This is a genomic window from Pseudomaricurvus alcaniphilus (genome assembly GCF_011440395.1).
In the GTDB taxonomy this organism is placed as follows: domain Bacteria; phylum Pseudomonadota; class Gammaproteobacteria; order Pseudomonadales; family Cellvibrionaceae; genus Pseudomaricurvus; species Pseudomaricurvus alcaniphilus.
The window spans coordinates 1263133-1289547 of record NZ_JAAOIX010000001.1; the positions used below are offsets into that span (position 1 = coordinate 1263133).

A 26415-nucleotide genomic window follows, 5' to 3' on the forward strand; every position below is an offset into this window, starting at 1 on the left:
CACTAGCTGGCGCCTGGCCCCTCCCCGTTCCATCAGCGCCGACCAGCGTCACTCAAGCGGGATACTAGCGTCTTTATACACGATAAAATTCTTGTGCCAGGACACCAGCCCCGGGACTTTACCATCCTGGGAGCTGTTCATTTCAAGCCACCAATTCTGGAAACTGAGGGAGTGTGCCTCCAGGTCATTACTGAGTAAAAAGCATTTCCCCGGTTCCTTTACGGAAGCCAACACTAAGGCGGGGGGAGTTTCTTCATCACTCATCCAGATACAAACGCGCATTTGGTTGTTCTCGAATTGAAACTCTGTGGTTACCCGAGTCCAGATGTTCGCACGAATAACAAAGGGCGAGTGCTTGCCTGTAGCGGTGCTCATGTGGTCCGCGGAGGTAAAGGGAGAGTCTCTTCTTCCGGCTGCCGTGTCTCCGCCCGGTTGCCAATTGTCAATCATCTTGCCAGAAACCTGTGATTTTTGTGGACCCCTGGATGAAAGTGGATCCCTGTCTGTAGATTCCGAATAAGTAATTTTTGGGTAATAACGATTTGTTGGCAGCGCCACCGCCGAACCATCAGTTTTACTAAAGCGGTGCTGGTATTCAAACATCAGCCCTTCAGCCGAATTACTTAACTGATACGCTTTGTAATTTTTCAGCAACCCCGTTTCCAAATACCCACTACCATACTTAAATTCCCACTGAAAGCTGACTTTGGTTGAATTAGACTTATTCAGCTCCGGAAAATACTTTCGAATCTGCCACTTCGCGCTAATATCCGAGTCACCTAAAGTATCAAGCTTGAACGCGTTCTCTTCTGGATCATAGCTAAAATGCCGGTTGGCTTGGCCTTTGTTTACACAAACACGCGTGTAATTACACACATGCTTGGAATTATTCATGGAGAGGTACGCGTGCAGATTGGGGAATTTCAATAGCTTGGCAAAACGCGGATCAAGACGAGAGAAATCCTCGTCTGCAAGCATCTCTTCTAGTGCAGGTTCAGGCTTTTCATCACCTCTCTGATGAGCCCAGGCGAGCAGCATAAGCAAACCCAGAACAGCAAAAAACGACTTCTTCATTTATCTCCAGAAAAATAGGCCCTCCCGTACAGGCCGGGTTCTGAGCGCAAATGTAAAACGGTTATGTAGAGTATCACACTAGGACAAGATACAGATCATTCGAATTGTGAGAGTTGCTTATGGCTTACCGCCGGGGCAAATACTTCCCGAAACATCTCCACCAACAAACGATTACCATACTCACTTAAATGATCATCGTCAAAATAGAGAGGAATATCATTTTTAGATCCATAGCAACGTTCGGCGTCGCAAAGGTAAGGTAATGGATCTAAGATTTTCGCGCCACATCGTGCAGCAATTTCATCCTGTACCGACCAAATAAACGCGTGATGTTGTCGATAAGCATCCAGATCTAGGCTGATTTCACCTTTCTTTCCCATAGCCAACCAGCGCGACATCGTGATCGGAACATTTGCAGGCATCTCCGGGATAGGCCTCATTAGATACAGCGGTCGAAATTGAGCAAATTTACACGAGGTCTCAACCATCTTCTCTTGGACATCTTTTAGAAAAGCCATATCCGCCGTATTGTAGGGCTCACCAAAATGAAAGCCCGGCTTACGTGCATCAAGTCCCCGCAATATATCGCCCGGTCTACCGAGGCCTGAAGTTGAACGATTTACAATGACAAGGGGTACATTTGTTACCCCCTGTGCTTTCACTTCATTCATAACCCAATGATTAAATGCCTTACAATCGTAGGTTGAAGGATCATGAGGGTGTGATGTCATCACCACTCCCTCCATAGTTTTGCATGCGGAATAGGTCCACTGGATAACGCCAGTCCCCTCCGGAGCTGCTACTGCTAACGCATTAACCACTGCATCTGCATGACTATCTCCGACTATTACAGCACCGATCTGGTCACCGCCATACCTGCAAGATGGCGAAGAGGCTCCCCTATTTACATGACACTCATTTCTTGGATTTCCATTTTCAGCCTCTGCTGCTATAAGTTCTACTGCGTCAGGCAAACGCCAATTCGCTCCCTGCAGTCGATGCACGCAAACTGCAGCAGCCAATACTACAGCAGCGGGTACCGCCAGCTTAACGAAAGAGCTAATTAACCGTCGGTGAGACAACCAACGCCGCGAGGTATTCTCCACCAAGTTAAAGGAGAGCCACCCCAGCAATACAGATGTTACAACCCCTAGCCACAACCAGAGATGAACCTCAAGTACTGTCAGGTATCCTAAAAATACTACGACCGGCCAGTGGTATAAATAAATGGAGTAGGATGAACCACCGAGCCATTGCATCAACACATTATTTGTCAGCAGCGACTGCTGACGACGGGCCACCAGAACGCAGGACGCGCCCACCACAGGAAATAGCGCTCGCCAGCCCGGCCAGGAAGAGTTTTCATCCATAAATAGCACCGCATAACCCATTAATGCGAAACCAAACCACTCCAGCCAACGCGCTTCGATCTCACGAATCCGTGGCGCGAACACCAGCAGCCCGCCAAACAACAACTCCCAAGCCCTGGTATGAAGAAGATAAAAAGCCATACTGGGATTTTTATCAGTCAAAAAAACCGATGCACACAACGAGGCCAACGTGCCAAGTACAAATATACCGATCAAAGTCCAACGTGATAACCTTAGAGCACTCAACCCCCAGAGAATCAATGGCAGGAGCATATAAAACTGCCACTCCAACGACAGCGACCAGGTATGCAACAACCATTTCTGCTCAGATTCAACATCGAAATAGCCTGCTTCCAGGTAATACTCGATATTTGAAAGAAAAGTCAGGCTGTATGCTACATGGGCAGCCAACCTTTCATACTCAGGAGCCGGTAGAATGTACCAGCCGAGGAATATCAATAACCCACAGAGTACAATCAAGGCTGGTAGAATTCGCTGGGCGCGTGACAGATAGAAACCAAGCAGCGAAAAACGCTGCTGATTCAGCCTCCCAACAATAATGGACGTCATTAAAAAGCCTGATATGACGAAAAATATGTCTACGCCAACAAAGCCTCCGTCGAACCCGGCGACACCAAAATGGAAAAGCACTACCGTTAACACGGCATAGCCACGTAAACCGTTAATATCTGCTCTAAAAGCAGACTTAGCGACTGATAGTTCAGTAGACAAACGAAAAACCTTCTGGAAGATGGACAGAATCAATAACTAGATGCAAAGTTTAGCTCACAATCAATGGATTTTGATATACACTTTTACTTACTGAATTATCAATTCCACTAATTAAACATTGTTCACAGGCTGATGTTGACTTATTAGTCTATAGTAGACCGATGCATATCAAACACAGAGCTTCATGAAAATACTAATCGTCCATCGTTTGATCGCAGCCTTTGGGGGCGCGCATAAATACCTTACAGGACTGATTGACCGCTTGGCCGCCAGCGGATGGGATATACACCTGGCGATTAACCCCAATCCCGACATAGGTGAGTTGGTCCAAGCTCAAGCGAACAAAGGCGTTCAAATACACCCAATCGATTATGACCGACTTGGAAGCGCCGAATTAGGCCAGGTAATGGATCAGCTTATTCAAGACATCAGTCCGGACGTAATCGACTTTGAAGCCGCAGCCAAAAGCTTGCGGCAACTGGCCCTTAACTCCAATAGATTTAAAGACACGACCGCCCATAAACTTTTCACGATGCACTTGCCTATTGTGACTGACCGCAGCTCCTTACGCAGCTGGAAGCGACACATTCCCCTCTCTCACGCACGAACGGGTATTCATGAGCGAAAAGCCTTTTTAAAGTTATTTGATTCTGGACTAAGCGTGAGCCAATATCACGCCAATGACATTAATAGTTTAGTCGGTATCTCACAGAAATTCTTCACCGTAATCCCAAATGGCGTCGATATTGAAGAGTTTCACCCCCCAACCATCCGTCAGAAAGATAAAAACTCCCAAATCAAGATTATTTCCTGTGGGGGGCTAACCAAGCAAAAGCGCTTCGATCTATTGATTTTGGCAGCTATACAGATGAAACAGCTTAATTTTCAAATTGAGATTGCAGGTGAGGGGGTTGAGCGCGATAAATTAACACAGCAAATAAAACAGCTGGAGCTAAGTGATAAAGTATTCCTGAAAGGCCATATTAGAGACATCCCATCATTTCTAAGAACTGGTGACATCTATGTTGTATGCTCAGACTCAGAAGGCCTGCCTTACGCTGCGTTAGAAGCGATGGCAACAGGATTACCCATGGTAGTTACCCGTGTCGGAGAGTTACCCTATATGATTCGACAAGGTATAGAAGGCCTTGTTGTCAACTGCAATGACCCACAAGAACTATCTCTTGCGCTATTGGAATTAGTGAACTCAGCCCATAAACGGAAAACAATGGGAGATGCATGCCTTGTAAGAGCCCGTCAGGATTTCAATGCGGCAATAAACTGGAGCCGGGTTGACGACAAATACAGGGATTTAGCATTAAATCCTAAAAACTAAATAGCCACCATAATAAAAAATGAAAACTCTTCCTCAGCGCATTACTTTTTAGCAAAAAACTGTCAGCCGGCTATGCTTAAAAATAACTAAAAAAATAGGAGCATACTCAATTTACAGTCACTGCTCTACTCGTAACCAAACACCCCCATCTGTTCTGCAAGCAACGGGCTTAACCGGTCAACGAGCTTCTGACCCAACTCTTTCCGTCCCTTGTTAATTGATTCTGTGCCGATAGGCTTTTGCACATTTTTATAGTGCGGTCTTGAATCAATATCTCCCAATTCAGAGACGTGAACCGGACCATCTATCATATCAATCGAATAGCGCAGTCCCAAGAACTTACAGATAAAGGGAACTATTCCATGAGGGCTGCTGACAAGGTCTTCATAAGATACTTCAATTACTCTATCGCTATTTTTCTTTGCAAATGTGTGGCAAGCCTTAGTCGCGCGAACCCATCGATCAGCAGCTTCGACTGGATCAGTGTATCGGCCCATCTTTAGATAAGACGCTACAACATCAAAGCCATTCCGCACGATATGAACATATTGAGCTCTTGGAAACACTAAATCTATATCGTCTAGAAAATCTGAATTCATAGGCGTCTTATCACCCCATCGTACCGCAGATGGCTTCGCATGTTTGGCCATAAATTCATAAAAAGCTATCAAAATCCGATCAAGAGACCTCTCATCCTTAGGTAAAGCAATCAATTCCAAATATATTTTTCGGAGGTAAGGGCTAGGAAAACTTTCAAAATCTTCGCTAGTTGCAAACGAACCTAAGACCAATAAACATATTTGCTCCCACTTTAGGTTTCTATATGCGGGAAAACTTTTTATCAAAGCGCCCAATACATAGGTCTCTGGCGGTATATACAATTCGGGTGTAGACGTAAGAATACGGCGCAATAAAGTATTTCCAGATCTACCAGATCCAATGATAAAAACAGGAGAAACGACCTCTCCACGAGAAACCGGATATCGTTCGGAAGAACCGAAACCAGCCATGCGCACAAACTTTTTAACTTTAGAAGACATCAACTACCTCTGAAACAAAGTAACGCCCTGAACAATATGTGATTCCGATTATTTCCTCTGGAAACTTTTCTAATCACAAACAATACAGCCATCAACGACTGACTTTCGAAAATGTAACGCCCCCCTTGAAAATGCTTTATCCAACCGGGCAAGTGAGACCAAATACAAGTGGTATTCGTATCGCTCCATTAGTTTCAAATAACGGTTCGGGTTTTGTAACAAAAAATTGGGACTTTGCAAACCGAATAAGGCACCACTACAAATTGTTCTACAATCAATTAAATAAGCATTTAGATTCAAGGGATAACACCAGCAGTGTATGTTAATCACCTTCAGTCATTTTCAATAGATTTATTAAAGATTCTTTTTCCAGCTCTATGGAAAATTTATTTTTCACCCGACTACGACCTTTATCACCCATACTCCTTCGTAATTCGGCATTTAACGCAAGCTGTAACAGCATATCTGCATGCTCAGATATATCTCCAGGAGTAAACAAAAAACCAGTCTCACCATCAACAACAGAATCGATTACACCGCCACTTCGTCCCGTAACTACAGGCAATCCCGCTGCCATTGCCTCTATAATAGATACACCAAAGGCCTCTAGCTGATTTGTTAATGGTCCTCTGCAATTATGAGCTGTAAAAATGTCACATTCTTTACGTAACTTCCGCCCGTCTTCAGCGCTCACCAAACCAAGCAACTTGATACGATCACTATACTTGGAACGCTTCTGTAGCAATCTGCATGTTATTGCTAGCGGACCATCACCAGCAATAATAAGCTCACCTCGTAAGCCTTTATCACACGCCTGTTCAAACGCCTGTATTACTAAGTCCGGCGCCTTACAATCTACCAACCTTCCAATGTATAAAATTCTTACAAAGTTTACATCCTTAGCTGCAATATCATTGATTTCTAAGGAAACACCAAAGTACTTAATTACTATTCTTGAATCCGGCACCCCAAGCGCAATCAACCTTTTTTTACTTTCATTTGAATTAGCAACCATTAACGCTCTACTTGAAATTTCTCTTACAAAATTTAAGTATTCCTCATCATACATGCGCTCTCCCGAATCCACAGACACCAGATCCCAAGTGATATCATAACCATGCGTATGTATAATAATAGGTACATCAATCTGACTTAATGCGTCTCTCAAACGATACGCCATTGTTAGATAGTTGATAAATAAAACGTCAACTTTGTGGCGCGATTTTTTCAAAAGAATTTCGTTATTTCTTTCTCTTGAGGTTCTCTTCCTCAATATTTTCAGCTTTATAGCTAGCTTCTTTATAAAAGGGTATTCCGAATATAAATTAACGATTGGTATTCTATTATTCCAAAATCGCTCTTTATTATCTGTAGCAGCTATAAAAACAATATCTTCCTGCAATATTTCAATCTGCCTCTGAAGCCATAATTCTGTAGCTGCTTGATAATTTTGTACGATGTAAGCGATTTTCATATTTTCTTATCCGGAACATTGAGCGTTCTTATATCAATAACAGCAATTAGATCCATCGAGGTACATGTACACGCGAAAAATAAAATATTGGAATTTGGCTGCGAAGGACTTTACCATTTGAATTGCTCACACATACAATTTTGGCCCTTACGAACTGAACCATTGGTAGATAGCAAGCTTACAATTACAGGGCAATAAATACCCAGCAAGCGGTTCCATGATGTCGAGTTAAAATACCTTTTTGCCTTATCAATTGTCCAGGAGCTAAGATCATCGCTTAGGGTTAATCTGAAGCATCAATTAAATTTAATCCAAACAACGACTATTCTCGACATAGAAAACTCAAAACTCATAACTCATTAGTTTCTTTTCTCTAGCCCAAATAACATCAATTAACTCTTTTTCTTTCGAAGATAAGACTTCTGAATAATGCCTCTTGTCTTTTCTAAATTCCGATTTAGCCTTTTTTTCCGGTAAAGACAGACATTTCCCTAATCCCAAACTTGAAGATATAGACTGTAATGCCTGAGCCATTTCCTCGTATCTAAAAACATCATCTACCGCTAGTACTTTTTTAATTGTATATTGATCATATCCCCTGACAATGTCTAAACCACCTGAACAAATAAAATTTTCTATCGCCCCCCACTTTTTAACACCTCCCTCATGATAGAATAGAGAAATTGCTTTATCATAAGGGTTTCTTTCAAAGCAAAACTTGTAATAACTGTTATATACTTCTTTCCCAATTATACTTTTAACCTCGTCGCAAGAAATATGATTATAAAACCTTTTAAGTTTAGCCGAAAACACCAGATCCAGAAGGTCACTTTTTGAATATTTGCTAAGAGCTAGTGAAAAATTCTGAGGACCTAAAAAACCCAATGCTTGCCTGATGTTCTCATCAGACTTTGTAATGGGTGTGATTACGTCACCTTCATTGCAGAGCTCACTTAACGCAATCTCCATCGAAGTACCCGCGGTTTTCTGAGTCTTAATAAATATGAACTTACGAGAATGACAAACTATCACAACCAGTAACTCCACTTAATTAAATGCTTTTTAGAAATGCATTTTAGTTTCAATCATGCGCCGCACTTCTCACGATTAGTCAATATTTTCTATAGTAAAGTAGAGCACATTATTACGCAGAATAAGGTTGTTAATTACCTTGTGATTATTAGACGCCTCGTGGAGGTAGTCGTGCCTGAATACATGAGCTCCTTCGGCTGGGTTTGATTGCTTTGTATTTGCATGCAAGCCAACACTTATCACACCTTTTTTACATACTCTAGAGAATTCTGTAAAGCTTCTGTGAAACACTTCCGGCGGTTGGTGTATAAAGACCTGAAAACATACAGCAACATCAAATTGCTGATCCGAAAATGGAAATTTTAGCCAGTCGTCACTTAAAAAATGCTGCTTAAGCTTCAAATCGACCGCCTTAGCTGCTTCGGTCAACTTTTTCTCATACAGCCTGGAAATATCGATAGTTTCGATTAAAGTGCCCTTCTCATAAGCATGAAAAGTTCGACCAACACCCGGGCCCAACTCTAAAACACTCATTCCAGAAGAAACTTGTTTTCGTATATAATCGGTGTCAAACCTTACTCTTTCAGCTTCCAAACCTTCAGCCGAATTAGGGTCGCGCCTCGAATTCCAATAGCTAAATGGGTCATATTTTTTCTCAACATGCCCCAATAGTCGCTTTGCCGTATTCGATAGTATATTTTTCATCACGATTTTATCCTTAAATATTTATTATTAAAATTTCAATTTAGCTAAGTTCTTTTTAGCTTTGCTTCTGATCGGCCCAATTCAGCCAGAATTCACTTCCCAGATATTTCTAAGAGCGTCACGAATCCCTAATGCCTCGGACATCATATCTACGGTTTTCACTTCAAGATTTCTTCTAATATGGTTATTGTCTTTATATATTAACTCCTTGTTTATATAGGTCTTACAGTATTTGCTATCACAAAGGAATTCACTCGGTATAATTACCTGTGTATTCTTAAATTGTGCAGAAAGCAATTTCAGAACCGCGTCACTATCCTTGTGCCAAGAGTGTACGTCACTCGCAACAAGGTATTCAAAACGTGAAGGCTCGCACGTTCCCCGCAACAGCGCACTCATTTCTGAGGCTGAAGCACACTCGTTGAGCACCCTATTAGGCCTAGGAACGTCACCCAATATTAAGGTCTTTTTATTTTGAATCTTTGATAACAGCGCTTTCAACGCATACTCACTTAAGTGAGCACCGATTTCCGTTGGGTTATTAATTTTCTGTCGATCTAAGTTATCAAAAGGAATATCATCGCTATAGAGCATTCTCACATGTCCGGACCATGCTGCAGCCATAATTACAACATTTACATCAACCGTGTTTTGCAGCCAGCGCAGAGTAGCTATATTTCTCTTGGTGCAATCCTCAGTAAATTTCGGAAACTTAGGATAGTTTGATTTTACATACCTCGAATCGAGGTATGGTGGACACTTTGTTGGTGCAATAACCATTGATGCCCTATTACGCAGAGCTTCTCGATGGAGCAAAGGCGCCCAGTGTAATGAATGACTGTCTCCCCAAATTAAAGCTTTATTTTCTGCATCAGCCCAAGGTAACCCAACAACACAATATTCTTCATTAATACCGTCTAAAATCGCAATTCGTTCCGTACACTTGAAATCCCACATTAAGTTTGTATCTGTAATAGCTGCAACTGCTGGTGAAATACGGCCAGGGAACCCTTGCGAAATTGAAACCATTCCCGATAGGCCTACAAGCAGCAGCGTTGAAAACGAAGACGCCAAAACCACCTTTTTATATGAATAGTCTTTATAACGGTATCTCTCTTCAATATATCTCCATGAGAGATACCCAACACCTATACTGGCTAGTACCAGCAAAACGACTTCATGAAGAAAAAATTCCCTCTGGCTTACATATACCCTGTAATAAACAACTATAGGCCAATGCCATAGGTAAGCCGAATAAGAAATTTTCCCCACTAACCGAAAAGGCCGCGAAGACAGGATGTATTTAATGAAATTGTCATTATTGATCAATGTAAATATTATTAGTGCAGTTCCAATTGTGGGGAGTAGAGCCAAATGACCAGGGTAAATATCGTTATGGTCAAGGTAGAACAAACTGAAAGTGATCAGTAAAAGCCCAAGATAAGAAAGCAAATTGGCAATCATTCGGTTTTCAATATGTTTCAATGGCAACAAAGCCAGAGAAGCACCCATGCCTAGTTCCCAGGCTCTAGCTGGAAGCATGTAAAAGGAAAAATTAATGTTTATTGGACTTAATAGAATACAAAGTGCGAGAGATACACCAGTGATAAGGAAAACCAAATACTTTGTGCCTTTGAAGTTAAAATAACGATAGGTAAAGAGCAAAAGCACTGGAAAAATAAGATAAAACTGCTCCTCGACTGACAATGACCACATGTGAACCAGTGGTGATATCTGTGTTGGCTGGTCAAAATATCCGGAGTTATTCATAAACCATATATTGGCCATGAATAGATTCGAAAAGATGGCGCTGTTTGATAGCTTTGTGTAATTGTCTGGCGTTAGAAAAAAGAAGCCCAATATAACCGTGAGTAGCACCATTACTAGCGCAGCTGGAAGCAACCTCTTTACTCGTCGTATATAGAACGTCGATAAACTGAATGAATTTTTTTCAAGTGCTCCTATGATAATTGTTGTTATTAGATACCCAGATATCACAAAAAATATATCTACCCCAATAAACCCACCGGCCAAATCGTCAACACCGGCATGGAAGATTATTACCGCCAAAACTGCTATAGCTCTCAATCCGTCTAATTCTGGGCGATAACGTGAAACTCCCATTTAGTTTATCTAATCCTCACTCATAAAAAATTCAGGCCTAAACTTTTACGCTATCTATCCCATGCTGCAGATATATAACCCAGGTGATATTGACGGTCCCAGTCAGCTTGGAAACATGCAGCCTGATTTCCAATCATTCTAAAATAAAAACTTTTAATGGTGCTATACATAACAGCGCCATACTTCCAGCGTGGTACACCTTTAATCAGGTTTTTGTTATATCCTTCCTCTTGTTGCTTTCGTAAATAAGCAAGCCTGCCAAACCTGTAAGCACGTTTGACTACCCAACCCCGCTTAATCTGATTGGGGCGGATGATATGGCCAACTACAGCCTCTTTTAGATACCAGCTTTTATATCCCGCCTCAGCAATACGACAAGTAAACTCAACTTCGCTGCCCATAGTATATTGCCCGGCGGCCGGCCCAATCTTTTCATCAAAACGGTGGCCAGAAGCAAAGACTTCAGATCTGACAGCCATATGCCCTCCCCAAACCATATTGGGACTAATGGGCCCAGTTGTCTGGTCAGGATCAGTCAGCGCGAATACGGCGCCCAAAGGTACCTGATCCAGAATCCAGGACGGGGGGGGGCTAGGCCAGATCGGCTCAATCACTCCGCCCCACATAGCCACGTCATGGTGTTGGTCTGCAAAAGAACGATGTTGAACTAACCAGTCTTTATTGGGCTGGGTATCATCATCGGTAAACACCACCAAATCACCATCAACATATTCCAATCCCAGATTCAATGCTATATTCTTTCCTCGCCGCTCAGTGCGAAGTACTGTCAAAGGCAGTTTATCTTCGAATTTAGAAAGAATTTCCGGCGTACTGTCTGTGCTGGCGTTATCAACAACAACAAGCTTGTATCCACCTCGAGGCTTCTCTAGTTCCGTAAAGCTCTGTAGAGACCGCTGCAGAGTTTTTGAACCGTTGTAAGTCGCGAACAGTACCGTGAGCATGTTACTTGGCCTCTTTGTATAAGAGTTACATAAAAGATAGTATTGGCTTCGTTGTATGAATCCAATCAAGCCGTTCAATAGCAGTTTGTCGGGCATGATTCCCCAACTCCAAACAAAAGCCCGAATCTGCCAGAAGCTCCAGAATTCGCTGTGCCATTTGTTCATTAGTTGCTACTCTAAACAGCCCTTCCGTTTCGGTAAAATCATCGTAACCTTCAGCCCCAATAATAGTTGAGACTACTGGCCTCCCATACCCCAACGCCTCAGCAATTTTTACACGAGTGCCCGTTCCATAGAGTAGTGGCACAATCATTAACATTGCTTGTCTGATGGCTATAGAGGAATCATCTACCTCGCCTATTAGCATAACCCCGTCAATATGTGCAAAACTCATTTGCTCTTTATCCATTCCATATCCAGCTACTCTCAATACGGCTTCAGAGTTTCTGCGCTTAACTAAAGGCCATACTTCACGGCAAAACCACTTTAATCCCTCAAGGTTAGGGGCATAAGTAAAGGCACCGATAAACAGTAAAGTATTTGGATTAGGCTCAACATCCAACTTAGCTGCTCCCGACAAACTCACGCCATTGCGGACAACAGTTACATTTTCACTACGAAACCTGGTCTTATCTAATTCAGAGCAAACAAACGCTTGCCGGCAAAGGTTTACCAGTTTACGCTCGTAGAAACGGGTTCGAATCGACTCAACAGCAATCAGAAAAGACTCCATGCCCGCGTTCCAGCTTACTGCTTTACGCCAAAGTGCGAGATACTGAAGATCATCGATATCAATGAGTAATTTTGAACTTGGAACATTTTTAAACACTGAATGCAAATAGCTGTAACGACAAAAAAACAAATCATGCTTTTGTATTTCGCTATACAACTGGTCATGCCATAAGCTATTTTGCATTTGGAAATTAAATGGAGGCTCAGACCTAATAAGTGATTTAATGAAATTACAGAATCGCCGTATACGTCCGCCAGCTTTAGGGATCGACTTACGCTGAATCGCATCTACCGAAACAGGAACAAATGAATCTATCAGTTCGGAAATCCCCAATAATTTTTTTTGGTAATCGTCTTCTACTGGCGCCGAAAATGTAATCTGGTGATGCAAAGATAACGTTTTCAGCATGGCATAGGTACGCTGGCAGGTACCCTTGTTTAAAGGCCACGGAATTTCCGGCGCGATAAAGAGAATTTTCATGTAAATATACGCCCATGAAGTAAATCGAGCTCGTTAGATCAAGGAAAAGATTGTTCTAAATAAGTGCCTTCCCCATCACAATAGCCTACAACTAGGCAGGTAATTCGCCTCTCAAATTGTCGACTAGCTCACTAGCAGTCCAAAAAAGTTTATTCACTTTTCTATTATCGTCTATCGCATTCTGGTTAAAAGTAAGCGTATCAGCCAAATATCTTAACCAGCATATAGTTAGCATTGAATTAATAAACTCTCGGGGAACTCCCATATCTGCAGCATGAGAGAGGATCAATGCACTTTCGAACTTTTCTTCACCTGCAATAAGACTAACTATTGCGGCGCCATAGCTAATTTCATCTCTGTAACGATAGATGCTAACTAGAAAATGAATTAGATCTCTTAGCGGTAGCTCGTCATAAGTTACACTATCCCAGTCTATAACTCCTGTTAACTGATAATCTTTTTCATCGAAAAGTACATTTTTTGCATTTAGATCACCATGTGCAAAGCCAGTAGGAATAATTTTCCCAACTAGGCTTTCTTTAAGCATGGTTTCTAACTCTCGCATTATTTTGTCTCGGCCTAATGGCGAAGCCTGGATCCTGGCAAATAAATTTCCGACATGATTATCAAAATAGGTTTGATCGACTGTGGTCAATTTATAGTGTTTACTTTTTAATTTCCTAAGAAATCCGGTAACTGCCATACTCATAGACTGAACAGATTCATCTGAATGCAAGAGTTCGCTACCAGAAAAGCCTTGCATTCTGCTAACCAAGGAATAGCCGACACCTAAACAATCTCCTTGGACTATTTGTTCGGGAACCAAATGAGACGCCCATGGATAATTAACTACAAATTCACCTAATGATGCTTTTTGTTTATCAACGCTTCCGGCAGAACCGGCGGATAGCGTAACTTTTAGAATTGCCCGCTCGTCAAACTGATTACATAATTCTAAAATTACCGAGCCGGTTTCCAGGCACCTGAACCATACTACTTTCGGCCATTTATTCCCCCCCCATTTCTTCGAGATTTGGTCTAACACTTCATCCAGGTAGGTATTTGATAGACCTGAGTTAATTAACCCCAAGTAGAGGTAACCATTATGTAACCTCTGCATTATCCCAAGCTTGGCAAGCACAAAGGAAACGAAACCTTGCCGATTAAGAGGTGTTGAACTCCAAGGCCCAAGAATTTCCCTAGGCACAGTTGCGTTAGGATACATTTCGTAACGACAAATAGAAGTTGCTCCAGTAGAACTCAATAAATTATAAATAGCTTTCCACGATGCACCTTCATCATTTGCATATACTTTATGCTTATGAACTAATTTTGGACGCAACCTTTCACGAAGGACTCCTAAACCAAACGGGTTTCTTGAAATTATTACCACTTGCCGAAAGTCACGACAGTTTACTTTAATTTTTTCAGACAATTTTCGTGTTCGTACCACACCGAATGACATCAGAGAATTTTCAACAATAAGTGTGTTGTAATTTTCCTTATAGTCTAAACACTCTAATTTAGCCCAAGAATACACTCGAATATTTTTGTTAAATTTATTATAAAACTCCTGCAGACTTGCTGTTATCGAAGAGTCCGGCACTGCCACGTGAATTTCTGAGAATAAATGAGATAAAATAAAAACCGAGGCACTTGGCTTTTTTACAATTAGCAGAGCTTTGCTTTCCACTGCCGGATGTATCAGTAACGGCCAGGCAGCTGTTCGCGCAGACCCACTTCGACGAATAATTTTATTTACATCCTTCGATGTGGATGCCTCGGCCAATTTGCGGATTTGGCTAGGAAAAGGGATCATGGTAACGAGGGACTCTGGCAGCGCTTTGCTATATGACTTAGCAAATTATTAATTTCGTGACGAACCGGGTGTTTTACCAAATAAATCAAGACTATCCAACTTAGGCACGAAGCCGATCCAGCCATAAGAACTTCGCTAAACAAGCGTGTATTTTCGCTATTAGGAGTAACCCAAAAATAAGCTGGCACTAGAAGTGACAAACCATTTATAGCCAGGTTCTTCATGATTATTTGAACGAACTGCAAGCACTGAAATTCGTACTTATGAAAAACGATAAAATTGGTTACTACTAAGTTTATACATATTAGAACTAAAAAGCTGGACAGTAGTACGTCAAGTCCTTGGTGAACAAACAGAGCAATTAGAACGATTCGCAAAACAACAAATGTAAGCGTTAACCTAAAATTGATTTTCACATTACCTGTTGCCATTAATAAATTTCTGGCAAGGGAGTTCGGAATACCAATACAAGCCAATAGACAAAGAAAAGATGCGATTGGAACAGCTGCGTCCCATTGGTCTCCATATAGAAGATTGATAAGATTTGCGCTCATCAACCCCATAAAGCCCAGCGAAAACCAACCCACCAAGGTGACGTAACCAACCGTGTAAAAATAGGATTTTTCCAGCTCTTTACCTGTTCTATGTTTCATTGCCAAATGAGCCGAAATTACTGGAGCCGTCGCTTTCTGAATAACATTATCGTAAATTTTTACAAAACCTTGTCCGCGACTCAGAAAGCCCAGAGTAGCAAAACCGAGAACCTTGCCCACCATTAAGTCTAACGCGCTGGAGTTGAGTTCATTAGCGAGATTCGCACCAACCACATGGCTTCCAAAACCCAATATTTTTTTTGAGTTTCTGAGCGAGGGCCAAACCCGATACTTTGCTGGCAGATAGCACTGCGCCATAATAGCGCTAGCTGCAACATTGGCGACACTGGCCCAAGCCATGCTCATATAGCCATGGCCACTGTATGCAAGTGAAATCCCTACTACGACACTCACAAACGTTGAAGCTAGATTTATTTTTAGGATGGTGCCGAAACTCATGCTTCGCTTTAATAGTGCAGGCGCCATGGCCCCAAAGGGAATAATAAGGAAATTTAATGCGACAACATATATGACTTCTTTTATAGATTCTTCTTTGTAAAAGTCAGCCGCATAGGGTGCTAACACACAGACAATCAACCCTAAGGTCCAGGCAAAACAGATTGTTAAACCCAAAGCAGCAGATACTTTTTCTTTGGTAAGCTCTTTCTCCTGGACTAGGTACTTACCAATACCAAAATCTCGAACCATATGGGCAATGCCAATAATCGCCAGACCGACGGTATAAATACCTATATCTTCTGGCGTAAGCAGACGCGCCAACACCATAATTGAGACAAACTGCAGGCAAGTGTTGGCATAACGCTCGACAAACGAGATAAATAGTGCGCGCTTTACAATGTAGCTATCAGATGGCACAGAGATTCCTTTAGGAGTTTGAGGGGCGATAAAACCGCCCTATAGCTTCGGGTCGCTGCTCAACAGGATCACTTTGTGTAATTTTTCTCTCGTTAAGTTGCTGGATCGCTAAACGCTCAAGTATGAGCAAGGAAACCAGGGCCCATACCTGCACTTCGGCCCTGAAGTAATTTGAAAATAAACCGGCAACTGCGACAACTATCAAGGCCCCGCCAAAAGCCGCCCTGTACATGGCAAACTCTTCCGGCAACCCCTGTTTATCAAGAGCTTTCAAGCGAACCAGGGTGCGCCACACCCAGAACATCAACCCAAGCCAGATGATAGCACCGGGAATACCTTGCTCCCCCAGTATCGCCATATACATGTTATGCGACGAACGATTGCCCTTGATAGAATTCATACTGGGGTTGGCAGCCACCGCGGGAGCCAGATAAATAGGGCTTAGATGCTGGAATGCCCTATGGCCTTTGCCCATTGGGTAATCTTTGAACAACTCCCACTCTGCTTCCATAAAAATCAGGCGCGAACTGGCACTGCTATCACGCTCCTCGTCATCGGCTGTCAAGGTACCCAGGCGTGCCCAGAATTGATCATGCGCCAGCAGCATAAAGAGTACAACTCCCAAAGCGCCGTAGATTTTAAACATTCTGGCCTTGGATTTAGGCTGCAAGCGCCAAAGAGATATACCGCCAGCCACCATCCCAAGGAAAGCACCACGACTCAGGGTAAGGATAATGCCGTTGAGAATCAGGGGCATAACAGCAAAAGTGACAAGCTTAATACGCTGCTCAGCAACCAGGATAAACATAGCGGCATACATCACTCCAGTCCCCAAATGTGTCCCCAGGCGGTTGGCCTCATCAATGCCCGGGCCTCCAACACCATCCAGTTTACCGCCACCTGCTTCGTAGGCTTGCCAACCAAGATAGCCACAGCCCAGCACATGAGCCAGTGCAAAGAGCTGCAGTTTTTCCTTGGTATCGATAATGAGATAGACCAAAAAGAACAGCACAATATATTTTGTAAACAAAATAGTACCATCCAGGTGGTCATCAATATGAACTGCCCACAAACATTGGATCCACATCCATACTGCATACGCAATTAAGAGTTTGGCAGGGGTGTTTTGGTACCAAGGTTCTTTTAGAGCGATTTTTTTATAGTGAATTGCTGTGCTCAAAAGCAAAATAATTGCCGCAGAGAATGACCAGCGCAAGTCAGGAATTTCATCCCCCCACCAACGTGATGGGGGATGTACATAGAACACCCCGACATAAACAAAAAGCCCCCATATTGGGCCTCTCGCAAAAGCCATCACGGTGCCGGCAAAGAACATTAAAAAGAAGGCAAGTGCAGAAAGAGGCGGCATTAGCGGTCTACCTCACTATTTATTCCCACGCGCTCAATTCCGTCGCGCTCGAACAATTGCCCTGCCGGTTGCTGCGCAACTTGTGGCGCCAGGCTTTCCATAAATTTTGCCAATACCTTTGCCGCTGCCTGCCTGTCTGGATCTACTTTATGATAGACCACAAACCCTGCACCAGCCGATCCCCGCCCGGTCAATATCCCCCAGACTTCATGCAGCTTGGCGTTAACCCTGCTTGATGTCGCTCCATGGGCGCCTTGATACCAGCTCCACATCAGCCACTCAGAATCTCTGCCTCTTAAAACAGTTTCAATAACATCAAACCCGTTTATTGGTCGCGTCGATATACTCATAACTCGCCATTGGCGATCCACTCCCGCCAGGTTGTTCACCGAACTGGTGAGTTCGGAGTTTTCATTTTGATAGGGAAAATAGGCGCAATAAAGACCGACTTGATCTGTGCCGAGTCGATAAGCACCATGCAGTGTCTGTGCCGGATTGAAGTACCTGGGCTGCCATTGTTCGAGCAACGGCAAGCCGAGCTGCCACTGATCAACCTGCTGTGGTAGTACCAGCCTGGAAAATTCCGTTTGCCCTGGCTCAACCTGTACACCCTCTTGCCAGCCACGAAAGCCGATAATCACTGCAAGTGCAGCAAAGGCCCATGTAACCTGCGTGCGTACTGGGGGTCCAACCTTAGCTTGCGGACTTCCAGCCTCTGAGTTTTCCGGCGCATCGGCAAAGAAATTACCAATCCAGAACATCGCAAAAATCACTATTCCAAAGAAAACCCAGCCATAGACCAGGTGATCGGCACCCGTCGCCAGCTCCATATTACTGAAATGGCCGATCAGGACTATAATGACAGCTCGGAGCCCGTTCGCCAGTACCGGCATCAATGCCGCAAAAAGAATAAATACTGCTCGTTTCCAATACCTTGTATAGGTTAGGTAGGAATACAACGCGCCCAGGGTCAAGGAAGCGATAATGTATCTAATACCGCTACAGGCTTTCACTACCGACCAGTCACCGGATGGCAGGGAAAAATACAAGCCCTCCCTATACACAGGAATACCAAGACTGCGAATTGTCGCCACGGTGAAGTCGGCGGTGAACGCCATCATTGGGTCAATCAGGAAGTCGCCGATAGGCGCCGCAAATACCAGGAAACAGAGAGGAAACAGAATCACCTGAGTAAAGGCATTGCCCATCACGCTCCATACCAAAAGAGGCAACAGACATATTGCGGCCAGGTGCTCCAGCGCCTGCACCCCGGCAACTGCGCCAAGCAACCAAGCTCCGAGGCAGCCTGCAACAAATAGTAATGCTAGCGGCTGCGGCTTGACCGCGACCTTTAACCAACGAGCTCGAGCACGCCAAACCAGATAGATAGTGGTCGGCAGCACGATATACCCATGGGTATAAGTATCAGATCGTGACCAAAGGTCGATGATTCCAAGGTACGTATCCCATAGCAGGGCAATAGCCGCCAGCCACAGGAATACAACTAACCCGCCCCCGAGCTTCAGTCTAGTCCAACTCAGAGATACCATTCCCCACCCTGCTACCCCTGGTTTTCAGCGCGTGGCTTGCGTCAACTTCAGCGCTGCCAATCCCACTGGGGCCACTATCCAGAAATATATCGTCCATACGGCCCCAGCTAAAATCGTTCAACAATCGCTTGAGGCGACTCTCTGTTTTACTGAGATTCAGGTAATGACGAAATTTGGCTCTGGCACTGGCACCTTCTACCCGAGGCTGTTCGGGATCGATTTCCCAGGGGTGAAAATAGAAAATGCAGGGCTGCTGCTCCCGCTTGTTGACACGGGACATGGCCCAATGGGTAAAGCCGTAAGGAAATAACCGAAACCAGCCACCACCGGCACAATTAATATTCTTGCTACCAATGGTGACTGTAGTAATGGGCACTTCCAAAAGCTTGCCCGACGCTGCCTTGAACGGAAACCGGGATGCCTCTGGCATACCGTATAAATCGTGCTTTACCGGTGCGATACTGGAACTGTATAGATAACCCGCCTTCTCCAGTTCATCCAGTGCCCACAAATTGCTGCTGCCAATGGAGTAGCTGGCTGCACGGTAACCTTTTACTTCTTCTCCGGACAGATCTTCCAGCAGGCCTTTCGTGCGGCAGATATCTTCATAAAATTCCGCTGGCGACTGGTTAACCACCCGAATATGTTCCCAGCCATGACTGGCCAATTCGTGGCCATTATCGACAATACGCCGCACCATAGCCGGGTAGCGCTCCGCCACCCAACCGAGGGTAAAAAACGTAGCTTTAGTTTCGTTTTGATCAAAAAGGTCGAGGATTCGATCGACGTTTTGTTCGACCCGACAGGGGACCTTGTCCCAATCACTCTTGTTGACATTCTGCTCGAACGCGGAGACCTGGAAGTAGTCCTCCACATCGACTGTCATGGCATTGATCAGGTCATTTGCCGGCATGGGGGTCAGGCGTGCAGCCACTCCTGCAAACGCTCGGCTATGCGCTCCGCCGCTCTGCCATCCCAGTATTCGGGAATAGCGCCGGCTTTGCCACCAGAGCTCATAATCTCTTCGAAAATCTTGCGAATCGCATCCGGATCGGAGCCTGCCAGGGTGTTGGTACCCTCGGCAATGGTAATGGGGCGCTCGGTATTCTCGCGCAGGGTAATACAGGGTACACCAAGGGCAGTTGTTTCCTCCTGGATACCACCTGAATCTGTCAACACGACTTTCGCGTCTTGCATAAGGCCGAGCATTTCCAGGTACCCCATGGGTGGCAACAGGATAACCCCGTTGTCCTTCAGGCTTTGCTCCAGCCCCGCCTCAGCGATTTTGTTGCGAGTTCGCGGGTGCACAGGAAACACTAACGGCAGCCGCTGGCTTATTTCACTCAACACACCCAGCAGCCGGGCCAATGCTGCCGGGTCATCTACGTTGGAGGGGCGGTGCAACGTCATCAAACCGTAACCTTCCGCCACCGCCTGCAACTGATCCTCATTGGCATATGGACCGAGGGTGGTTGCCACCGCAGCAGCACGAGGCAAATTATGCCGCAGCGTGTCAATCATGACATTACCGACAAAGCATACTTTGTTGGCACTGATACCTTCACGGGTCAGGTTGGTCAGTGCGCAGCGTTCCGTGGTAAACAGAATATCGGATAGCTGGTCGGTGAGGATGCGGTTGATCTCCTCCGGCATACTGCGGTCGTTGCTGCGCAGGCCAGACTCCACATGTACCACGGGGATATTTTTTTTCACTGCCACCAGCGCACAGGCAATAGTGGAGTTGACATCACCGACTACCAGCACGGCGTCGGGAAGTAATTCGTCCAATATAGGCTCGAAGCGCTTCATAATGTCAGCGGTTTGCACCGCATGAGAACCGGAACCCACTCCAAGGTCGATATCGGGCTCTGGGATCGCCAACTGGTCGAAAAACGAGGTTTTCATATCGGCATCATAGTGCTGGCCGGTGTGTAACAACTTGGCGTTGATGCGGTATATCGGATTTTTTAGCGCGCGCATGATAGGCGCTATTTTCATGAAGTTGGGACGGGCGCCCACTACACAGAGTAACGTTTTCATGTCCGGATTAGCGGGCTGTCTGTTTGCGGTGACCATTGCGTCAGGGTTCAATCACTATTTCAAATTCATCGTAAGGCTCACCATAACCCGGTTTTCCTTGTAGGTTTCACCGTCGTCTGCCGAACTGCGATTCGTATGGGTTAAATTGAGCGCGAGATTGGTGTTTACCCCCAGCCCCTTCGTCACCCCCAAGCTATAACGCCATGTATCAGAGTTTTCCCCCAAGGAAGACCCGCTATCAGCCCGTTGTTCTTCAAAATTGATTAGTCCATTCAAATTCACATTACTTGCCAGGCTGCGATCGGCGTTAATTCTGTAATTAATAAACCTGGAATCCAACAGGTCTTCCAGGCGACTCTGGTCTGAGACTGATACATTAAAGCCCATTGTAGTGCGCCGCCCCTTGATACTATAGCTAGCCTGAAGGCGCTCTTCCAGGATTGGGCTGCGGGTGAGCGTGGTGGCAGTGGAGGCCACAAATAAGGGCAAACCTCCCAACGTCTGCTGATTTCCTGCATCGTCCAGCAATGGAATAAACACGTCTTGCTCACGTAACTCGCGACTGGTCGTTAGGCTTTTGTTGTAACTCAAACTGAACTGACTGCGGCGATGCCTATGTTCAATTGAGAGGCGCTGGGTGTCACCGAAAAAACGGTCGCCGTAGCCCAAATTCACGCTGGTGCGAGCACTAGGTGTCCAGTTCACGCCAACGTCCCAGAAACCACCCTCTATATCATTACTGATCGTCGAAAACTCGTTAAAGTCTTCACCGGCAGTCGCATTTACCTGCCACTTACGGCTGATCTGATAACCCAAGGTAGCTGATGCCGACGCAAGTTCATTTTCTTCACCCGGCAGCAATTGGGACTCATTGTAATCCTCACGGCTGTAATTACCATTCAGGCCCCAACTCAGACGCGAACCCGAAACACCTTGAATAGACAGGTTTGCTGACTCTCTCGCACTGTCATCCACCGCCCGCGCCGTGTTGGATTGATCGCTATAACTTGCACGGAGGGTAACATCGGCAAAATCTTTGATCCGAGAAACAAAATACGGCGATACGCTGTAACTGTAAGTGGTATTGCGGTTGCCACGAGCACTGAGATTACTGTCACTAAAGCTGGAAAATGAATCAATGGCGTTTTGCCTGGCAGATGCGCTGGCATCAATAAAAAACATCTGCCGGATCACCTCCAGACTGCCATTGGCGCTCAACCGTGGATTGATTCGATCATTGTCTCCGTCATCGCCAAATCGGGATGAGGAGCATTCGCCGCGCTTGTTGTTCTGGGAGTTCATCTCCACCGATGCCTGCAGGCTTAGTGAGGCTCGCGCGCTCTCACCCTGCAAAGCCGCCTGAGGTGTCAACGAGGTAATCCATTCTCCTTTCTCGTCACTTTCACTCAAGCAGCGATTGTCGGTGTAGGTTTCAGCGACACTGACGTCAGCGGTAGCCTCCCACGCTGCCCCAGCAGGGCAAGTGCCGGCAGCCAATAGGACACTACAGGCCGTCGGATGGATTAATTTGGAAATTCTTTTCAATGACAAGCGCTCAATCCTGTTCGGCCGTAGTCTCGGTTTTTTTGGCAACTTTGCGTACACCGTCTCCATAGCCGTATCCGTACCCGTATCCGTATCTATAGCCATAACCATAGCCCTGGCCGAGGAACGGGTTCGCACGCGCCTTGTTTAATACCAGGCCAACAATCTTGTCCTTGCCCAATTGCCCCAAGGCTTCTTTTGCGGCCTCATGGGCTGATTCCTCGGCGGCCACCACAAACATGATCTGCCCCATGTGATTGGCTAGCACACTGGCCTCCGAGGTCATCAGCAACGGTGGAGAATCGAATATAATCACTCGATCCGGGTAACGTTCCGCCATATCCCGCATCAGCAGCTTCATATTCTCACTGGCCAACAACTCTGTGGCATGTTCATGCAGAGTGCCCGCCGGCAGTACGCGCAGCTTGGGGATATTAGTATGCACCAGCACATCACTGAATTTTTTTACCGAGCCTTCCAGCACATCAGACAGCCCCGGACGGTCATCCGGAATACCCAGCAAGCGTGCCGCAGAAGCCTTGGTAACATCGGCATCCACTAACAGCACCGTGCGATCCTGCTCCATTGCCATACTGATCGCCAGGTTTACCGCTGAAAACGTTTTGCCCTCCCCCGACAGGGAACTGGTTACCATAATCAGGTTGGCATTTTTCACAGCCGAGGCTCCTTTAGCCTCGATATTCATAAGTAACGGTCGCTTGATGGTCCGGTATTCTTCGGCGATGCGATTGCGCGGGAAGTTAGGGCTAACCATACCCAACTTCTCCAACTCTGCCAGCGGTACCGTATGGGTGATGCGACCGGTTTTACCGATAATATTCTCTACCGGCGCCTTGTAGATCACAGAATCCCGGTCTGCTTCTACGGAGTTATTCGCATCAACCGGCACACCTGTGTTCAGGGGCACCGAAACTTGTGGTGTTTCAGGCGGCGCCATCAAGGGGGATTTCAACTTCCCCTCGACCTTACCCATCGCCTTTTCAATAATACTGGTGCCGTTCTTATCCATCATTCCACTACCGTTCATGTGTTTAAAGTACGCTCCAGCCAATATTGACCCCGGCGAACACCACTAGAAGACAAACGGTCATTGACGCAAACACGATCGCCCTGCGAAGCGAGGCGCGTGCTGCTTCCGGAGTGGGAATCATTGAAACTATCCCCAGCACTGGCAACCCCAGACTCTGACCGAGAGTACGGGGGTCCATAAACACCGGCTTAAACAGTGAAAGCAGGAAGGCCAACGCCACGCCAGCACCCAGCGCCGCCGCCAGCACCAAGGTGTTCAATAAAAGCTTGTTCGGCTCTGTTGGCTTCAGCGGTACAAAGGGCGGATCAATTACTCGGAATTTGACATCATCCGCGTTTTTTTCCACCTTTTCTGACAGTAGCGCGGATTCGCGCCGCTGCAACAGAGCACTGTGCTGCGCGCGGATAACACCGTAGTCCCGATCCAGTTGTTGCAACTCTACTTCGATCTCAGGAATATTATCCACCGTGTCTTCCAGAGCTTTAACCCGACTCTGGTATTCCGCGACCCGCACTTTTAGTTCCGCCGCTTTCGCGTCGGTTTCCGCCAGCATAGTGCGCATACTCTGGTACACCGGGCTGGCTCCCAGGCTGGCATAGGCTGCCGACGAATCGTCGCCTTTCAGTGCGTCATAGGCTGCCTGCTTCTCTGCCTCCAGCGCCGCTATCTTTTGTTTGATCTGCACCACCTCGGGGTGAAGTTCGGTGTAATTGATCGACAACCGATCTAGCTGTTCCTGCAGCATCTGGATACGTCGATCAATGGGCGACAGAGAAGTCGAATTACTGAACGTGCCTGAGAAAGCACCCGGCTCTTCACCTTTCAGCTGTTTGGTCAGCGCCTCGCGACGATTCTCAAGCTCACTGAGCTCCAACTTGGCCTGCTCGAGCTGCCCCTGGGCACTCGCCAAACGATTGTAATAACCACCGGTCTCCCCTGGCAACAATCCCACATTGCGCTGTTTAAAATCCGCCAGCCTTGCTTCCGCCTCGGACATGCGCAATTCGTATTCGGCAATCTGTTGATTAATAAACGCCTGCGCACCCGTGCTATCCTTGCGGCTATCCCCCAGCGTGCTCTCGATAAACACGGTGATCAGGGACTGCACCACGCGTTTGGCGGTATCGCGATTCTCATGTTGGAATGAAACGGAGTATAACGACGGGTTGTTGCGCTCCCCCGCCAGACGTATAGAGCGTTTAACCTTGTCCAGCAACCGCTCTTGCTCAAGCTCGGTCTTGACGGTCAAATCCAGGTCTGACATCCGAATCAGCTTTTCAAGGTTGGGGCGGCTGAGAAAAGTTCGGCTCATCATCGCCACTCGCTGACTGACGTCCGGCTGAATGGCAAGGCCGCGCAACAACGGCCTCAGCACACTGCTGCTATCCACGTGCAAGCGCGCAGTTGCCTTATAGGCTTCGGGGATAGTCCAGACATATGCCCAGCCTGCGATGGCTAAAATCCAGGCCAAAGCCAATCCGGGCCAGCGGAAACGCCAGACGCCCAGGACGTATCCGTATATTTGAGCTACTAAGTCATACATGATTTGCGAACACTACCCTTGGCAAATACTGGAGTCATTGAGAAATTCAATCGCTTGCCGCGATTAAAACCAGGCTTCGGGAATAATAACAATATCGCCAGGCATCAAAGGCGTGTTTGCAGCTATATCGCCCTCGAGCAAATCCTCCAGGCGCAGGTTGTAGACCTTTTGCTCGCCGTCCGTATATCGTACCAGTACTGATTTGTTGCCATTAGCAAATTCATTTAGTCCACCCACGGCAATCATCAAGTCCAGCACTGTCATATGCTTGCGGAAGGGGACATTGGTTGGCTGGGCCGCTTCACCGACGACGCGAACTTGCTGAGTCGGGACGCCGACAAAGCCTTTTACAATGACGCTCACCACCGGGTTTTTCACGTAGCGGCCATAAGCGCGCTCAATTTCCCTGGCCAACTCTGTGGACGTCATGCCACTGGCCCTAAGGTCTTCTACCAGGCGAGTGGTAAATTTACCATCCGGACGCACGGTAGCCGAAGTCGACAATTCCGGGTTACCCCAGACGAATATCTCGAGATTATCGCCCGGCCCGACAATATAATCATATTCCTGGACCGTTCCCGGTGGTGGGTAGTTATTACCGGCACACCCCACCAAAGCTAACAAACACATGCCTACAACTAACCGAAACGCTACTTTCATTTTATTCCCAGCCCTCTTTTTCCCAGTGTTTGTTATCACGAACCGACCTCCCAATCTCTTCGCTGCAGGATATTTCATTACACGAAACTGCCCGTCATGAATCTGCAGGTCACGAATCTTGAATATTATAGACGGGAATATGACCGCGGGTACTGACTACACCGCAGCAGAACAAAAAGATATAAAAACTTATATTTTTATCCATTACAGACATAAATTCCCTTTCCTGCGCGCTATGAGACCAAACGGACAACAAAATAGCAATACAAAAAAACCAAATAGCCGCCGGTTAATTTTGCTACACTTC

At 45.8% G+C, this 26415-nt stretch carries 20 protein-coding genes; 1 reads left to right on the forward strand and 19 read right to left on the reverse strand.

The genetic code is table 11. From position 1 onward, the window contains the following. Positions 1 to 48: 48 nt before the first annotated feature. Both G8764_RS05365 and G8764_RS05370 read right to left on the reverse strand, forming a co-directional pair. Positions 49 to 1074 (reverse strand): hypothetical protein, encoded by a 1026-nt coding sequence (locus G8764_RS05365; RefSeq protein ID WP_166162571.1) that lies wholly within the window; start codon positions 1072 to 1074, stop codon positions 49 to 51. 95 nt (positions 1075 to 1169) lie between these two features. Beyond that, positions 1170 to 3176, reverse strand: a complete 2007-nt coding sequence (locus G8764_RS05370; RefSeq protein ID WP_166162573.1) for an acyltransferase family protein — start codon at positions 3174 to 3176, stop codon at positions 1170 to 1172. A gap of 184 nt (positions 3177 to 3360) precedes the next feature. Between G8764_RS05370 and G8764_RS05375 the strand changes: the two genes are divergently transcribed. Then, positions 3361 to 4512: a glycosyltransferase family 4 protein gene (locus G8764_RS05375; protein ID WP_166162575.1), complete on the forward strand. Its 1152-nt coding sequence runs from the start codon at positions 3361 to 3363 to the stop codon at positions 4510 to 4512. Positions 4513 to 4637: 125 nt separating this feature from the next. Here the strand turns inward: G8764_RS05375 and G8764_RS05380 are convergent, their stop codons facing one another. From G8764_RS05380 to G8764_RS05460, 17 genes are all read right to left on the reverse strand, one after another. Then, positions 4638 to 5552: a sulfotransferase family protein gene (locus G8764_RS05380; RefSeq protein ID WP_166162577.1), complete on the reverse strand. Its 915-nt coding sequence runs from the start codon at positions 5550 to 5552 to the stop codon at positions 4638 to 4640. A gap of 322 nt (positions 5553 to 5874) precedes the next feature. Next, positions 5875 to 7026 carry a glycosyltransferase family 4 protein gene (locus tag G8764_RS05385; protein ID WP_166162579.1) on the reverse strand — a complete coding sequence of 384 codons (1152 nt, stop codon included), beginning with the start codon at positions 7024 to 7026 and terminating at the stop codon, positions 5875 to 5877. A 342-nt stretch (positions 7027 to 7368) separates the two neighbouring features. Continuing rightward, a complete protein-coding gene (locus G8764_RS05390) occupies positions 7369 to 7995 on the reverse strand; it encodes a hypothetical protein (protein WP_243748548.1) in 627 nt (208 codons plus the stop codon). Between the two features lie 138 nt (positions 7996 to 8133). Continuing rightward, a complete protein-coding gene (locus G8764_RS05395; protein WP_166162583.1) occupies positions 8134 to 8763 on the reverse strand; it encodes a class I SAM-dependent methyltransferase in 630 nt (209 codons plus the stop codon). Between the two features lie 81 nt (positions 8764 to 8844). Beyond that, the gene (locus G8764_RS05400) at positions 8845 to 10887 is read right to left on the reverse strand and encodes an acyltransferase family protein (RefSeq protein ID WP_166162585.1); all 2043 of its coding nucleotides are present in this window, start codon (positions 10885 to 10887) and stop codon (positions 8845 to 8847) included. A gap of 50 nt (positions 10888 to 10937) precedes the next feature. Continuing rightward, positions 10938 to 11849, reverse strand: a complete 912-nt coding sequence (locus tag G8764_RS05405; protein ID WP_166162587.1) for a glycosyltransferase family 2 protein — start codon at positions 11847 to 11849, stop codon at positions 10938 to 10940. Between the two features lie 25 nt (positions 11850 to 11874). After that, positions 11875 to 13062 (reverse strand): glycosyltransferase, encoded by a 1188-nt coding sequence (locus tag G8764_RS05410; protein WP_166162590.1) that lies wholly within the window; start codon positions 13060 to 13062, stop codon positions 11875 to 11877. 91 nt (positions 13063 to 13153) lie between these two features. Next, positions 13154 to 14755 (reverse strand): phosphotransferase, encoded by a 1602-nt coding sequence (locus tag G8764_RS22890; protein WP_166162592.1) that lies wholly within the window; start codon positions 14753 to 14755, stop codon positions 13154 to 13156. A gap of 122 nt (positions 14756 to 14877) precedes the next feature. Beyond that, entirely contained in the window at positions 14878 to 16350 is a 1473-nt protein-coding gene (locus G8764_RS05420) for an oligosaccharide flippase family protein (RefSeq protein WP_166162594.1), read from the reverse strand. Between the two features lie 10 nt (positions 16351 to 16360). Further along, positions 16361 to 17719 (reverse strand): O-antigen ligase family protein, encoded by a 1359-nt coding sequence (locus G8764_RS05425; protein ID WP_166162596.1) that lies wholly within the window; start codon positions 17717 to 17719, stop codon positions 16361 to 16363. Beyond that, positions 17719 to 19269, reverse strand: coding sequence for an exosortase A (xrtA, locus tag G8764_RS05430; protein WP_166162598.1), 1551 nt, complete (start codon positions 19267 to 19269; stop codon positions 17719 to 17721). The genes G8764_RS05425 and xrtA overlap by 1 nt, the downstream gene beginning before the upstream one ends. Beyond that, positions 19247 to 20203: an XrtA system polysaccharide deacetylase gene (locus G8764_RS05435; RefSeq protein ID WP_341806301.1), complete on the reverse strand. Its 957-nt coding sequence runs from the start codon at positions 20201 to 20203 to the stop codon at positions 19247 to 19249. The genes xrtA and G8764_RS05435 overlap by 23 nt, the downstream gene beginning before the upstream one ends. Then, positions 20188 to 21345, reverse strand: coding sequence for a non-hydrolyzing UDP-N-acetylglucosamine 2-epimerase (gene wecB, locus G8764_RS05440; RefSeq protein WP_341806302.1), 1158 nt, complete (start codon positions 21343 to 21345; stop codon positions 20188 to 20190). Before wecB ends, G8764_RS05435 begins: the two co-directional genes overlap by 16 nt. A gap of 18 nt (positions 21346 to 21363) precedes the next feature. After that, positions 21364 to 22860, reverse strand: coding sequence for a TIGR03016 family PEP-CTERM system-associated outer membrane protein (locus G8764_RS05445; RefSeq protein WP_166162603.1), 1497 nt, complete (start codon positions 22858 to 22860; stop codon positions 21364 to 21366). Positions 22861 to 22864: 4 nt separating this feature from the next. Beyond that, on the reverse strand, positions 22865 to 23902 hold the full coding sequence (locus tag G8764_RS05450; protein WP_207951671.1) for an XrtA-associated tyrosine autokinase: 1038 nt from the start codon (positions 23900 to 23902) through the stop codon (positions 22865 to 22867). A 4-nt stretch (positions 23903 to 23906) separates the two neighbouring features. Further along, positions 23907 to 25448 carry an XrtA system polysaccharide chain length determinant gene (locus G8764_RS05455; protein ID WP_166162605.1) on the reverse strand — a complete coding sequence of 514 codons (1542 nt, stop codon included), beginning with the start codon at positions 25446 to 25448 and terminating at the stop codon, positions 23907 to 23909. 63 nt (positions 25449 to 25511) lie between these two features. Next, positions 25512 to 26108: an XrtA/PEP-CTERM system exopolysaccharide export protein gene (locus G8764_RS05460; protein WP_166162607.1), complete on the reverse strand. Its 597-nt coding sequence runs from the start codon at positions 26106 to 26108 to the stop codon at positions 25512 to 25514. Between the last annotated feature and the right edge of the window lie 307 nt (positions 26109 to 26415).